The sequence below is a fragment of the Streptomyces sp. NPDC031445 genome (genome assembly GCF_055581365.1).
Genome location: NZ_JBVIJO010000001.1, coordinates 174,724 through 188,216, shown reverse-complemented (window position 1 = coordinate 188,216; position 13,493 = coordinate 174,724). Strand labels below are relative to the sequence as shown.

The following is a 13,493-nucleotide window of genomic DNA, read 5'->3' as shown; positions in this document are numbered from 1 at the left end:
GTCGTGTGCCGCCGGCGGCTCAGGCGGAGCCGGCGGCGCCCGCCTCCAGGAAGCCGACCAGGTCCGCCGTCAGGGCGGCGGCCGTCTCCGCGTCGAAGACATCGGTCGCGTACTCCAGGAGCCCCTCCACGCCGGCCGGCTCGCCGTCCGCGGTGAACCGTTCCACGACCTTGAAGCACAGGTCGAACTTGGCGACGCCCAGCTCCACCGGCTCGTGCCGGACGGTCAGCCCGGTCATCCGGGGCGGCTCCGCCTCCTCGACCTGGAAGGCCAGCATCACCTGCGCCAGCGGGTGGCAGTCGAGCGAGCGGGCCGGGTTGACCAGCTCCACGACGTGCTCGAACGGCAGGTCCTGGTGGGCGAAGGCGGCCACGTCGGTCTCCCGCACCCGGTCGAGCAGCTCCGCGAAGTCCGGCTTCCCCGAGGCGTCGACGCGCAGGACGAGCGTCCTGACGAAGAAGCCCACGAGATCGTCCAGGGCCGGGTCGCCCCGGTCGGAGACGACCGCCGCCACCACGACGTCGTCGCCCGCGCCCCGCTCGGCGAGGAGCGCCGTCAGCGCGGCGTGGACCACGGTGAACGTGGTGGTGCGCCGGCCCTGCGCGAGGGCACGGACGGCGCGGTGGAGGGCGGGCCGGACGGAGAACGGCACGGCCGCGCCCTCGCCCGAGCGCATCGCGGGCCGCGGCCGGTCCAGCGGCAGCGGGATCGCGGCCGGCAGCCCGGCGAGCTTCTCCTCCCAGTAGCGGTACTGCCGGCGCAGCGCCGCCGCCGGCCCGGTCCCGTCGGAGGCGAACAGATCGCGCTGCCAGACGGCGTAGTCGGCGTACTGCACGGGCAGCGGCGCCCAGTCGGGGGCAGCGCCGGCGGTGCGCGCGTTGTGGGCGGCGGCGAGGTCGCGCAGGAAGGTGGGGAGGGAGACGCCGTCGCAGGCGATGTGGTGCATGACGACGAGCAGGACATGCGTGTCCTCCCGCACGCCCTCCAGGCGGAAGAGCGTCGCCCGCACCGGCAGGTCGCGCGCCAGGTCGAACGGCACACGGGCCGCGGCGAGCAGCGCCGCGTCCAGGCCGTCCGCCGCGACGGCGGTCTCGCCGAGCGCGGGCACGGCGGCCGGGCCGTGAAGGACCCGCTGGACGATCTGCCCGTCCTCCATGGTCAGGACCGTGCGCAGCACGTGGTGGCGGTCGAGTACGTCGGCCAGGGCGCCGCGCAGCGCCGGTACGTCGACCCGCCCGGTCAGCCGCAGGGCGAGCGGCTCGTTGTACCGGGGGCTCGCGCCCTCCAGCTGGTCGAGGACCCACAGGCTCTGCTGCGCGAAGGAGGCGGGCGCGGGCGCGTCGCCGGTGCGCGGCACGACCGGCGGGCGGGCCGGCTCCACGCGGGTCAGGAGCGCGCCGAGCTCGGCGACCGAGGGGTTGCCGAGGACGTCGCCGAGCGACAGCTCCACCCGGAACTCCTTGCGGACGCGGACGGTGAGTTCGGCGGCGAGCAGCGAGTGCCCGCCGACGTCGTAGAAGCTGTCGTGGACGCCGACGGCGGGCAGCCCGAGCACCTCGGCGAAGATCCTCGCGAGCCGCTCCTGCTCCGGGGTGCGGGGCCGGTCCGCCTCGTCGGGACCGCCGAACACCGGCTCGGGCAGCGCCCGCCGGTCCACCTTGCCGTTGGAGTTGAGCGGGAACTCGGACACCACGGTGAACGAGGCCGGGACCATCGCGGGCGGCAGCGTCCGGCGCAGCTCCGCGCGGGTCGCGGCGCCCAGGGTCCGCGCGTCGGCGCCCGGCGCGGGCACGAGGTAGGCGTCGATGCGCCGGGTGCCGCCCTCCCCGGCCGTGACGAGGACGGTGTCGCGCACCCCGGGCGCGGCGCGCAGGGCGGCCTCGATCTCGCCGAGTTCGACGCGCATCCCGCGGATCTTGATCTGGTGGTCGGTGCGGCCGAGGTACTCGACGGCGCCGTCCGGCCGGCGGCGCACCAGGTCACCGGTGCGGTACATGCGCGCGCCGGGCGGGCCGTACGGGTCGGGCAGGAAGCGGTCGGCGGTCAGGCCGGGCCGGTCGCAGTAGCCGCGCGCCAGGCAGACCCCGGAGGCGTACAGCTCGCCCGCGACACCGGGCGGCACCAGCCGCAGCGCCTCGTCCATCACGTACACGGAGGTGTTCCACACGGCCGTCCCGACGGGCGCCGCCGCCGGCCAGGCGGCCACGTCCTCCGGCAGGACGTACGAGGTGACGGCGTGCGTCTCGGTGGGGCCGTAGTGGTTGTACAGGCGCCGCCCGGGCCGCAGCCGGAAGAACTCCCGTACGGCCTCGCTCAGGACGAGCGCCTCGCCCGCCTGTGCGACATGGGTGAGGGCGGGCAGGGTGCGGCCCTGCTCCAGCGCGGCCTGGCAGACCAGTTCGATCACGACGTTGGGCGCGAACAGGTCCGTGACGCCGTGCTCCTCCAGCCAGGGCGCGAAGTCCTGCGGGCTGCGCCGCACGTCCTCGGGGACGATGGCGAGCGTCGCGCCGGACAGCAGCGCCGAGAGCATCTCCTGGACGGAGATGTCGAAGCTGACGGAGGTGAACTGGACGGTGACGCGGCCCGGTTCGCTGGGGATCTCGTCCAGGTGCCAGGCCATGAGGTTGCGGACGGCCTCCTGCGTCATGAGGACCCCCTTGGGGCGGCCCGTGGAGCCGGAGGTGTAGAGCAGGTAGGCGGGGGTGCCGCCGCCGACGGCAGCGGTGAGCTCCGCCTCGGCCGGGTTGTCCGGGCTCTGCCCGGCGCAGGCGGACAGCTCCGCGTCGAGGAGCAGCGGCGGGGCGGCCCCGGCGGGCAGCAGCCCGGCGTGCCCGGCGTCCGTGACCGTCACCACCGGCGCGGCGTCCTCCAGCATCAGCGCCACGCGCTCGGCCGGGAGTTCGGGGTCGACGGGCAGATAGGTGGCGCCGGTCTTGAGCACCGCGAGGAACGCGGTCACCGACAGCTCCGAGCGGGGCAGGACCAGCGCGACGACGCGCTCGGGGCCGGCCCCGGCCGCCGTCAGCGTCCGGGCCAGCCGGTTGGCGCGCGCGTTGAGTTCCGCGTACGTCACGCGCCGGGGGCCGTCGACGACGGCGACGGCGTCGGCGCAGCGCGCCGCGCGCTCCTCGAACCACCCGGCGAGGGTGGCGTCGGGCACCGGGCCCGCGTGCCCCTCGCCGATCAGGCCGGCGGCCTCGCCGGGCAGCAGGCAGTCGATGGTGTCGAGCCTCGCGCCGGGCGCGCGTACGGCGCGGGTGAGGACCCGTACGAGCCGGTCGCACAGGGCCTGGGCGCCGGCCCGGTCGAGCGCGGCGACCGGGTAGGTCAGCCGGACGTGCGGCCGGGCCCCCGCGGCGCCGTCCGTGGTGTGCAGGGTGAACCACAGCTCGCCCGGGTCGCGGCCCGGCTCCGGGGCGGGCGGCGCGGCGTCCACGGCCGTGCCGACCTGGAAGAGCGGCAGGCCGGGCGTGCCGCGGGCGGTGTCGACGGCCCGTACGATCTCGGCGAAGGGGACGCCGTCCTGGGCGGCGGCGGCCCGTTCGCCGGCGCGGACGGCCGCCATCAGCGCGCGGAAGTCCGTCGCGGCAGAGCCGGCCACCCGCAGCAGCCGGACGCCGGTGGGCGTGGCGGCCGCGGCGGTGGCCAGCGGCAGATCGGCACCGGCGCGCAGCAGGGTGAGCAGCGCGGCGACGCCGGCCGTGAAGACGGTGGCGAGGGTGGCGCCGCCGTCCGCCTCCCCGGCGAGGCGGGTCATCGCCCCGCCGAGCCCGGGGTCGAGGCGGCACTCGGCGGTGGCCGTCCCGGGCGGGCCGGCCTGGTCGGGCCGGCGCAGGCCGGGCAGGTCGATCTTCTCCGGCAGGTCGGCCAGGGCCGCCTGCCAGGGCTGGTGGGTGCTCGGCGGGGTCGCCATGCGTACTTCCCTCGTTCCGGGCCGCGGCACCGCGCCGCGGCCGTGGGTGGGCTGCGTGGGGTGGGTGCGGTCCGGGGGCCGGCTCAGCTGACGAGGACGGCCTTCATCACGGCTCCGGCGGCGACGTCCGCCAGCGCCCTGCCGTGGTCCTCCAGGGGGTAGCTGGTCACCAGCCGCGCCAGGTCGAAGCGCCGTACCAGCGCGGGCAGCAGCGCGACGTACTGCACGAGGTGGGCGCCGGTGAACGCCCAGGAGCCGACCACGTCCAGCTGGCGGTGGACGATCTGGTGCGGGTTGATCGTCGTGTCCCCGCTGTCGGTGTACTGGCCGACCACCAGGTACGAGCCGCCGCGCCGGGCCAGGCGCAGGCCCTGGTCGATCGCGGCCGGGGCGCCGGTGGCCTCGATGACCAGGTCCGCGCCCCGGCCGCCGGTCAGTTCCATGACCTCGGCGAGGGCGGCGGAGGGGTCGGCGGCCTCCACGATGTTGACGTGGTGGTCGCCGACGCGCGCCTCGGCGGCGGTGGCGAGGCGCTTGCCGGGGCCGCCGACGAGGATCACCCGCGCGGCGCCGGAGAGCTGGGCGAGGGCGGTGGCGGCCAGGCCGACCGGGCCGCTGCCCTGGACGACGACGGTCTCGCCGACGCGGACCGGGCGCCGCTCGTAGAGGGCGTGGACCATGGTGGGGCCCGCGCAGGCGAAGGACATCGCGGCCACCGGGTCGACGCCGTCCGGTACCTTCACCACGGTCGTGCCGGGCCGCAGGCAGATGTACTCGGCCCAGGAGCCCGACAGGCCCGGCTCCTGGTCCGTGGGCCGGTTCACGCCGTAGGTGCGGCGGTACTCGCACAGCGTCGGCTCGCGGTGGATCCGGCAGGGCACACAGCTGCCGCAGGCGATCGAGGACGCCCACATCACCGTGTCGCCGGGGCGCAGCGGCGTGCCGTGGACGTCGGTGCCGGCGCCGGCGCCCAGTTCGTGGACGGTGCCGAGGCCCTCGTGGCCGAGGACCAGCGGCGTGGGGACCTCCAGGTGGCCCTGCTGGAGGTGAAGGTCGGTGCCGCAGACCCCGCCGTACCGGCTGGCGACGATCATGCCGCCCTCCGGCGCCGGCGGGACCGGGAACTTCCGCAGTTCCAGCGGCCGGCCGAACTCCGCCAGGACGACGGCGCGTCCGACGCTCATACCAGCACCTCCAGGGCCGGGACGATCTCCTGGTCGGTCAGCTCCAGCGGTGCGGTGTCGCGGCCGACGACGTACTCGGGGCGCCGCTCGCCCGCCGGCTTGGGCACGTTGGTGACGTCGTTGTACGTCACGATCAGCAGCCGGCGCCGGAAGGGCGCCATGTTGGTCGCGGAGCCGTGCACGATCTCGGGGTCGAAGAGGACGACGGTGCCGGCGGCGCCCTTGGCGCTGACCAGGCCGTGGCGCTCCACGAGCCCGGTCATGTCCGCCGGGGTGAGGGCGATGTCCTCCGGGTCGACGTGCTGCTCGGAGGCGGCCGGGCCGGCCGCCCGGCCCTTCTTCACCAAACCGTCGCGGTGCGAGCCGGGGCAGAAGATCACCGGCCCGTTGAACTCGTTGACCTCGTCGAGGAAGACGCCGACGTTGACGAGCCGGGGCAGGCGCAGTTCGTCGGCCATCTGCCAGGCGGCGAAGTCCTGGTGCCAGGACCACCCGGCGCCGGAGAAGGGCGCCTTCGCGTTGATCTTGAACTGGTAGATGTACGCCTCGCCGCCGAGGAGCTGCCGCACCGGGCCGAGGACCCTCGGGGTGCGGATCAGGGCGGCGAACTCGGGCTGTCGGGTGTGGGAGGCGTAGACGGCGCGCACCTCGCCGCCGTCCTGCTCGGCCACACGGTGGTCACCGGGTATGAGGGAGTCGCGCTGGAAGGCGTCCTGAAGGGCCTCGGCCTCTTCCGGGCTGAACAACCGGTCGAGGATCAGGTAGCCCTGAGTCCGGAATTGCCGCACCTGCTCTTGGCTGAGTCGCATGTGATCACTCTGCTCATGGGTAGGGGTGTTTCAGGACCAGACCTGGAGCGGGCCGCGCCCGGTCACGCCCAGGAAGAAGGAGAGGCTGACCCGGCGGCCCTCGCCACCGATCTCGTTGACCGCGTGGAGGTTGCGCGAGTCGAAGATCACCGCGTCGCCGGTGCGCGGGCGGACCACCGCCACCGGCTCGTCCTCGATCACCTTCTCGTCATAGCCGTAGCCGTCGCGGAAGGGCTCGTCGGCCGGCCGCCAGCGGCGCCGGTGGACACGGGTCTCGCCGCCCTGCTCGGGCATGGAGAGGTACCAGTTGAGGGTGAGGAAACTGGCCGGGGTCTCGTCCAGGATGCCCGGGAACTCCCGCACGATCTCGTCGAAGTGGAGCTTGGCGCCGTTCGGGATCTCCCGGATCATCCCCGCGAACATCTCACGGCCCCTGGACCGGGCGGGCACCACCTCGTCGCCCCAGGCGCGGCTGACCCGCTCCACGGCCAGGTCCATCGGGTCCGAGCCGTGGTGCAGCTTCCCGCGCAGGCGGAGCGCCTCGTCCGCGGTCTTCCAGTACTCGTCGGTCAGCGTGTGCGCGCCGTAGAAGTCGTACGCGGCGGGGCCGATCTTGGCGATGGGCGGGAAGATCAGGTTCTCGTCGTAGGCCCCGAACTCCCGGTGGTCCAGGCCCTCCATGATGTCGGCGCACTCCTGCTCCGAGGAGAAGCCGCGGATCCGTACCGCGCCGAGCACCCCGACGGCCAGCCGCAGGATGTGGTCCCGGGTCAGCTCGTCGACCGTCTCGGCGTCGAAGAGGGTGAAGATCGGCGAGGCGTTGGTGGAGACGTCCCGCAGCTGCGTCCCGCTCATCGTTCCCCCTCCATGAAGGTCCGGAGGCTGAGCGGCCGCATGTCGGTCCACAGCTCCTCGATCCGGCTCAGGCACTCCTCCTTCGCGGCGGCCTCGCCGACGGGCTCCCAGCCCTGCGGCAGCTCGCGGTCGGCGCGCCAGACCGAGTACTGCTCCTCGTGGTTGCGGACCACGAGGTAACGCTCCTGGGTCAGTGTCGTGTCACTCATGAATGCCTCCAATGGCGATGGGGAGGAGGGGGCGGTCGGCCAGGTCCCGGGGGGCGTCCTCGGTGAGGAGGCTGAGCCCCACCGCGTACTCGATGAAGTCCCGCTCGCCGCGTTCGGTCGCGCGGGCCAGGGCGACGGCGGCGTGCCGGCGGTCGGTCTCGTCGCGGTCCTGCGACAGCTTGAAGCGGCCCACGATCTCGTCGATCTCGAACTCGAAGCCGAGGATGCCGCCGATGATGCGGTCGATGCGCGGGTCGTCGCCGCGCAGCCGGTTGTCGGGCTCGGAGTGCTCCGCGATCCCGATCAGACCGCGCACCAGCGTGTCCCGGTCCTCGATGACCCGGACCCGGCCGCGCACGTGGACGGACATCGAGTTCCAGGTGGGCAGCGGGTCGCTCGCGAAGAGGTCCGGCGGCATGTAGGCGTTGGGGCCGTGGAAGACGGCGAGCATGCGGCGGCCGTCGATGAGCGAGGCGTGCTCGTTCGCCCGGTCCAGGTGCCCGAAGAGGACGCCCATGGTGCCACGGGACCGGTCGAGGATCAGCGGCAGGTGGGTGGCGAACGGCTCGTCGCCGGAGCGCGCCGAGATCAGCGTGGCGAAGCGGAACCGCTCCATCAGGGCGTAGAGCTTCTCCCGGTCGTGCTCCAGGTACCAGCTCGGCGGGTACGCGGCGGTACCGGACGCGCCGGCCGGGGCGGAGACGGCCGGGCGGCCGGACGCGCCCGGCGACATCACCGGGCAGCCGCCGATGCCCGCCGGCGCCGGCACCCGGTCGGCGATGTCGTCCACGATCTCCTTGGAGCGGAACGGCAGCAGTGACAGCAGCGTGTCACCGAGGCCGAACTGCGCCTCGCCGAAGCCCTGGAGGTACAGCCCGGCGCGCAGCTCGGAGCCGGTACGGGCCCGGTAGCTGCGCGTGAGGGAGACGCCGGTGCCGGCTTCCTCCGTGACGAGGTGGGGCAGCACGTCCGCGAAGATCTCCGGGTCGAGCGAGCGGTCGTAGCCGGTGGCCAGGACCACGCCGTCGCAGGCGAGCACCTCGTCCGGGCGCTCCTCCAGCCGCCCGTGGAGGGTCGCGGCCAGCCCGTCGCCGTCCTCGCGGACCTCGCCGAGGCGGGAGAAGGAGTGGATGTGCAGCCGGCGGCGGCCCTTGACCTCGTCGAGGTAGTCGGTGTTGAAGAGCCGCTCCAGCAGGTCCTCGCGGACCACGCCGTAGTTGGCGTCGCGCAGCTGGGCGGCGACGACCGCGCGGTGCTCGGGCGCCATCCGGTAGAAGGATTCGGCGCCGCCGGAGTAGAACTGCTCGTTGACGAAGGGGCTGTTGTCGGTCGGCTGGAGGGTGTACCCGGAGACGACGAGGTGGATCTCGGCCCGGTCGTAGTGGTGGAGGAGGTACTCGGCGATCTCGCCCGCGCTCTGGCCGCCGCCGGCGATCACGAACCGGTACGGCGCGTCGTGGTCCTTGAACCGCTCCGGGAAGCGGGTCAGGAACTCGCTGGAGTGGATGACGGCGGAGACGTCGGCGACACCGTCCGGCCGGCCCGCCCGCCCGCCGCCCGCGTGGACGACGTTGCGGGCGTAGTGGGTGGTGCGCCGGCCGGTGGCGACCTCCTCGGTCTCGACGCGGAAGAGCGACAGGGTGCCGCCGCCGGCCGTCACCGGCGTCACGTGGTTCACCCGCGTACCGAAGCGGACCTGGTCGGTGAAGTCCTCGGCGACCCACTTCAGGTAGTCGTCGTACTCGATCCGGGTCGGCCGGAACTCGTTGAGGTTGACGAACCGCTCCAGCCGCCCCTTGGCCTTGGTGTACTGGAGGAACGAGTAGGGGCTGGCCGGGTTCCGCAGCGACACCAGGTCCTTGAGGAAGGAGATCTGCATCCGGGCGCCGTCGATGAGCATGCCGGGGTGCCAGGCGACGCCCTCGCGGCGCTCGACGAACAGGCAGGACAGCGGCAGCTTCTGCTCACGGGCGCACACGGCGAGAGCCAGGTTGGAAGGGCCGAATCCTATGCCCAGGAGGTCGTAGGGGCGTTCCGCGGTCGTTCCCACCAGGTCCTCGCCCTCGGGGGCCGCGCCTTCGTTTCTCACAACTACTCCTCTAGAACAGTCGGCTCTTACGCAGGGCGATTTCCTGATGATGCCCGCACTGATCGGCCGGTGTGATCGACTGTGCTGCACGGTCGAACACTCCGGCCCGGTGACGTTGTTCAGACGCCGAGTCGGCTCTTGACCTCGGCGAAGTAGGGAATGTGCCGGTAGTCGCGCGACTCGGTGTCGTAGTCGGTGTACCGGTTGGTGAAGTCGAGAAGGCGCTGCTTCACGACCTCGACCGGGTCCCGGTGGATACCGGATTCGATGCGCTCGATCTCCGAGAGGAAATCGCGCAGCACGTCGGGGAGTTTCTCGGTGAGCCGGATGCGGCCGTCGGCGAGACCGATCCCGCCGTTCCCCTCCAGATAGTTGAAGAGCAACTGGGAGGCGACCGCGTCGTAGTTCGGGCGCGGGATGCCCTCCACCGCGTAGCGCAGCAGACGCTCGGCGAGGATGAACTCGTACGCGGCCCGCGCCTCCTCGCGCGGCAGCTTCGTGTCGTGCAGGCAGACGAGCATGCCGGAGACGTCGACGCGCAGTTCCTCCAGGCCGGCCAGCGGCTTCAGCTTCTTCGCCGCGAGGTACTCCGGGATCGGCATGTCGCCGTGGCGGTGGTGGTACTCGTGCAGCCGGACCCACCAGGACGAGGCCTGCTCGACCTTCCGGTCGGAGGCGCCCTGGATCTGCGGGAAGCTGCCCGGCTCCATCACCTCGTCGATGAGGAGTCGGGTGACCCTGTTGTGCCGCTCCAGGAACTTGTCGATGAAGTAGAAGATGAGGTCGTCCGGCTTCTGTATGCCGTCGATGTGGTTCTCCGGGAACAGCGCCACGACGACCCGGGAGCCGAATCCGGTGGTCTTTCCCGTGATGTTCACGGGCATGGTGTTGCTGGCGTAACGCTCGGCCAGGTACGGGTCGGTCGGCAGCGTGTCGTACGTGAGGCAGTCGAGGTTCAGGCGCGGGAAGTACGAGGCGTCGAAGAGCGAGAAGATGACGTTGTCGCGCCGGTTGTTGATGTGCGCCTTCGTCGCCTCCAGACGCTTTCCCGGTTCGAAGACGGCGAGGTCGTCGAGGAACGCCTCGACCGCCGGCACACCGCGCAGCGCACGGCTGGAGCCGAGTTGGCGGGAGAGCTCCTTGAGTTCGGTCTCGTCCCGCAGGAACTGTCGTTCGGGGAGGCTCGCCCTGATGTCCTCTATTTCAGCGAATGCCTCGGTCATGTCAGCCATGGAATACCCTTCCGAGAATGCACCCCGGCGGCCTGTGGGACCGGTCACGGGATGGTGAGTGGCCGCCGCGGACATGTGCGCCTGCCGGACGGCGGTCAGCAGGCGTCGCGGTTGCGCTCTTCCAGCGCGGTGGCGAAGTCGAGCCACGCGTGGGCGTACTCGCGGGCGAGCGCCGCCACCGGGTCGATGTTGTGGGAGGGCACCCGCTCGGCGATCTCCGGGCACTCGGCCACGCCGCGCCGGCACCCGTCGAGCCAGCGAATCAGCCGCCGGCCGATGTTGTTGTAGCGCAGGGACGGGTCCTTGGTGAGCGCCGCGATGATCGCCGCGGGGTCGGCGGGCGCCTCCCGTTCCGGCTCGGGCTGCGGGCGCGGCACAACGGTGCGGTCCTGCTCGGTCTCGTCCTCGGCCTGTGCCCTGCGGCGCCGGGAGACCGGCTCCTCCCCCGCCAGGACGCGCTTGCGTACGTCGTGCACGGTCGACGGGGAGACGCCGACGCGCTGCGCGATGTCGCGGATGGACGCGGTCGGGTCGCTCATCAGCAGCTCGTAGACCTTCATCCGGCCGCTGGAGCCGTCCACGGGCCGCGCCCGCCCGTCCTTGCCGACCCGTACGACCGCGCCGCCGGACTCGGCGGTCAGCTGGCCCCGGATGCGGCCGATGGTGCCCGCCGACAGGCCGGTCAGGGAGGCGATCATGCGGTTGGACCAGTGCGGGTGGGTGGTGACCAGGCGCGCCGCCGCGGCGGTGCGGTCGGTACGCGACAGGAGCAGGCCGCGGCCGTGCAGGGTGTTCAGCCGCACGGCCAGCACGAACGCCTCGTCGGCCGTGCCCTCGAACATCCGGGCCGTGATCTCCTGCCGGCCGCGCAGCACGGCGGCCCGCACCCGGTGGTTGCCGTCCACGACGCGCATGGTGCGGCTGTGCACGACGACCGGGGGCAGGGTGTCCCCGGCGGCGGCCAGCATGCGGCAGTGCGCGTCGTTCAGCCCGCCGCCGCGCGGCGAGTCCCCGAACCGCAGCGCGCGGACGGGGAGGGAGACCGTCGGCGCGTCGTCGGCGTCCGGGTCGAGGACGTCGAGAGAAAGGGATTCCGGCAGATTCAGGGAGATGCTCACTCTTCCTCCGGGCAATTCTGCTGCGGCGATCGACCCGGTCGGGACCGACGGAATTCCGCATCCATGTGGCCGCCGTTATCGCCAGGCGCCGCGCACGACACAGGAATCGACATACCAGCCCGCCAGGGGCGGCATGACCATCACCAGGCGCCAGCACAGGGCGAGCGCGGATGTGGCCACCTCGGTCTCGTCTCCCCCATGCATGAAGAGCACGACCGAGAAGCCGTCGGCGCGGTCCGCGGTCCGTACGTGCTCCAGGCCGTCGTCCGCTTGCGCGTGCGCCCAGAACGCGTCGGTCAGCGAGGCGCTGCTGACGGAGGCTTTGGCCTGGTCGGCGCCGGCTTTCAACACGACGACGGCGGCATACATGGACGTGCTTCGCTCGGTGGCGGGTGCCGATCAGCCCCAGCCGAAGCCGGGCTCCGGGCTCTCGGTGACGCTCGCGTCCGAAGCCGGGGCGTCGGTGGTGGCGGTCACCGCCGCGTGGGCGCGGCCGGTGCCGTCGGCGAGGACGGCGAACGGGGCGGCGACGGCGGCGACCGCGGCGGCGGCGACGACAAACCGGGCGACGGAAAGCTGGGAACTCTTCACGTTATTCCTTCGGGAAATCGGGAACCAGCGATGGCGAGGGCCGTATCGGATGAACCGGCCGCTGTGGCGCTCGAGAGAAATACTGGCTCGCCGCCGTGTCACTGTCAGTACATGCCGCGTTGCACCAACAGGCCAGGCCGGATGGGGCCCCCCGTGGCGGGAGCCGCCACCCGGCCCACCTTGGACGTTGCGACGCTGGCCACACCCGGCCAAGCATGTTCGTGCCAGCCCCCCTAGTTACCGCCGAGTTGAGCGACTCCCTCCGTCGCGATCCGCTCGAAGACCTCCTCCGAGGTGTCGAACATCGAGTCCGGCACGGGCGCGTGGACGACGATCTCGGTGAAGCCGAGCGCCGCGTACTTCCCGGCGAAGTCCACGAACGCGTCCAGGGAGGCCAGCGGCCGGTCCGGGGTGAGCCCCGTGAGCAGGATCCTCTCCAGCCCGGCCGGGTCCCTGCCCTCCGCCGCGCAGGCGTCGTCGAGCCGGGCCGACTGCTCGCGGATCGCCTCCATCGACTGCTCGGCCGTCCCGGTCTGCCAGAGCCTGATGTCGCCGATCGTCACCCACGCCTGGCCGTGGCGGGCGACGACCCGCAGCGCACGGGGGCCCGCCGCCGCGATGGCGAAGGGCAGACGGGGGCGCTGGACGCAGCCGGGGATGGTGCGGGCCTCGGAGGCGGAGTAGTAGGTGCCGTCGTGGCTGACCGCGTCCTCGGTCAGGAGCCGGTCGAGCAGCGGCACGAACTCCTCGAACCGCGCGGCCCGTTCGCGCGGGCTCCAGGCCTCCTGCCCGAGCGCGGTCGCGTCGTACCCGGCGGCGCCGGCGCCGATGCCCAGGGTGATCCGGCCGCCGGAGACGTCGTCGAGCGAGATCAGCTCCTTGGCCAGGGTGACCGGATGCCGGAAGTTGGGTGAGGTCACCATGGTGCCGAGACGCAGCCGCTCGGTGACCCCGGCGGCGGCCGTCAGGGTCGGTATCGCCCCGAACCACGCGCGGTCGCGCAGACTCCGCCAGGACAGGTGGTCGTACGTGTACGCGGCGTGGAAGCCGAGCCGCTCGGCCCGTACCCACTGCTCACGGCCCCCGTCGCGCCACCGCCGGACGGGAAGGATCACGGTACTCAGTCGCATGTGCCGACCCTAAGCGCGCCCCCCTGCCGGTCGCCGGGGAAATCGCCGTGGCGAACCGGGAGGAGAACCGCGCCACCGCGGTCCGCCGAGCCGGCGTGCCATGGTCACCACCGAGCACTCGGCGACCACGCTCACCCGCATGCTCGTCGCCGGACAGTACGGGGAGCGGCACCTCGTGGTCGGCGGCCTCCCCGTCCAGGACCGCGTCGCCCACTGGCCGGGCAGGCGCGGATCGAACTCGCCGATCCGGCGGGCGAGACCTGGACGACGCTCACCGACGACGGCGACGGCGGACCGGAGGCCATGGCCGGCGCCTGCCGCCGGGCCGGCTTCACACCGGCACCGCGCTACCGGATCGCC

At 72.9% G+C, this 13,493-nt stretch carries 11 protein-coding genes; all 11 read right to left on the bottom strand.

The features are described 5' to 3' along the window. Window positions 1-19 precede the first annotated feature (19 nt). Window positions 20-3,916 carry an amino acid adenylation domain-containing protein gene (locus tag ACZ5DC_RS00775; RefSeq protein WP_468647989.1) on the bottom strand — a complete coding sequence of 1,299 codons (3,897 nt, stop codon included), beginning with the start codon at window positions 3,914-3,916 and terminating at the stop codon, window positions 20-22. 83 nt (window positions 3,917-3,999) lie between these two features. Then, on the bottom strand, window positions 4,000-5,100 hold the full coding sequence (locus tag ACZ5DC_RS00770) for a zinc-binding dehydrogenase (protein WP_366748299.1): 1,101 nt from the start codon (window positions 5,098-5,100) through the stop codon (window positions 4,000-4,002). Beyond that, window positions 5,097-5,909: a phytanoyl-CoA dioxygenase family protein gene (locus ACZ5DC_RS00765; RefSeq protein WP_468647987.1), complete on the bottom strand. Its 813-nt coding sequence runs from the start codon at window positions 5,907-5,909 to the stop codon at window positions 5,097-5,099. The genes ACZ5DC_RS00770 and ACZ5DC_RS00765 overlap by 4 nt, the downstream gene beginning before the upstream one ends. Window positions 5,910-5,939: 30 nt before the next feature. Beyond that, entirely contained in the window at window positions 5,940-6,764 is an 825-nt protein-coding gene (locus tag ACZ5DC_RS00760; RefSeq protein ID WP_468647985.1) for a 2OG-Fe(II)-dependent halogenase WelO5 family protein, read from the bottom strand. Beyond that, window positions 6,761-6,973, bottom strand: a complete 213-nt coding sequence (locus ACZ5DC_RS00755; RefSeq protein WP_366763628.1) for an MbtH family protein — start codon at window positions 6,971-6,973, stop codon at window positions 6,761-6,763. Before ACZ5DC_RS00755 ends, ACZ5DC_RS00760 begins: the two co-directional genes overlap by 4 nt. Beyond that, a complete protein-coding gene (locus tag ACZ5DC_RS00750) occupies window positions 6,966-9,062 on the bottom strand; it encodes a SidA/IucD/PvdA family monooxygenase (RefSeq protein ID WP_468647982.1) in 2,097 nt (698 codons plus the stop codon). The genes ACZ5DC_RS00755 and ACZ5DC_RS00750 overlap by 8 nt, the downstream gene beginning before the upstream one ends. 119 nt (window positions 9,063-9,181) lie before the next feature. Then, window positions 9,182-10,285 carry a DUF6421 family protein gene (locus tag ACZ5DC_RS00745; protein ID WP_468647980.1) on the bottom strand — a complete coding sequence of 368 codons (1,104 nt, stop codon included), beginning with the start codon at window positions 10,283-10,285 and terminating at the stop codon, window positions 9,182-9,184. Between the two features lie 104 nt (window positions 10,286-10,389). After that, complete coding sequence (locus ACZ5DC_RS00740; RefSeq protein WP_468647978.1) at window positions 10,390-11,412, bottom strand: ParB/RepB/Spo0J family partition protein; 1,023 nt, start codon at window positions 11,410-11,412, stop codon at window positions 10,390-10,392. A 75-nt stretch (window positions 11,413-11,487) separates the two neighbouring features. Beyond that, a complete protein-coding gene (locus tag ACZ5DC_RS00735) occupies window positions 11,488-11,781 on the bottom strand; it encodes a hypothetical protein (protein WP_468647976.1) in 294 nt (97 codons plus the stop codon). A 30-nt stretch (window positions 11,782-11,811) separates the two neighbouring features. Continuing rightward, a complete protein-coding gene (locus ACZ5DC_RS00730; RefSeq protein WP_468647974.1) occupies window positions 11,812-12,003 on the bottom strand; it encodes a hypothetical protein in 192 nt (63 codons plus the stop codon). A gap of 233 nt (window positions 12,004-12,236) precedes the next feature. After that, complete coding sequence (locus ACZ5DC_RS00725; RefSeq protein ID WP_468647972.1) at window positions 12,237-13,133, bottom strand: LLM class flavin-dependent oxidoreductase; 897 nt, start codon at window positions 13,131-13,133, stop codon at window positions 12,237-12,239. Between the last annotated feature and the right edge of the window lie 360 nt (window positions 13,134-13,493).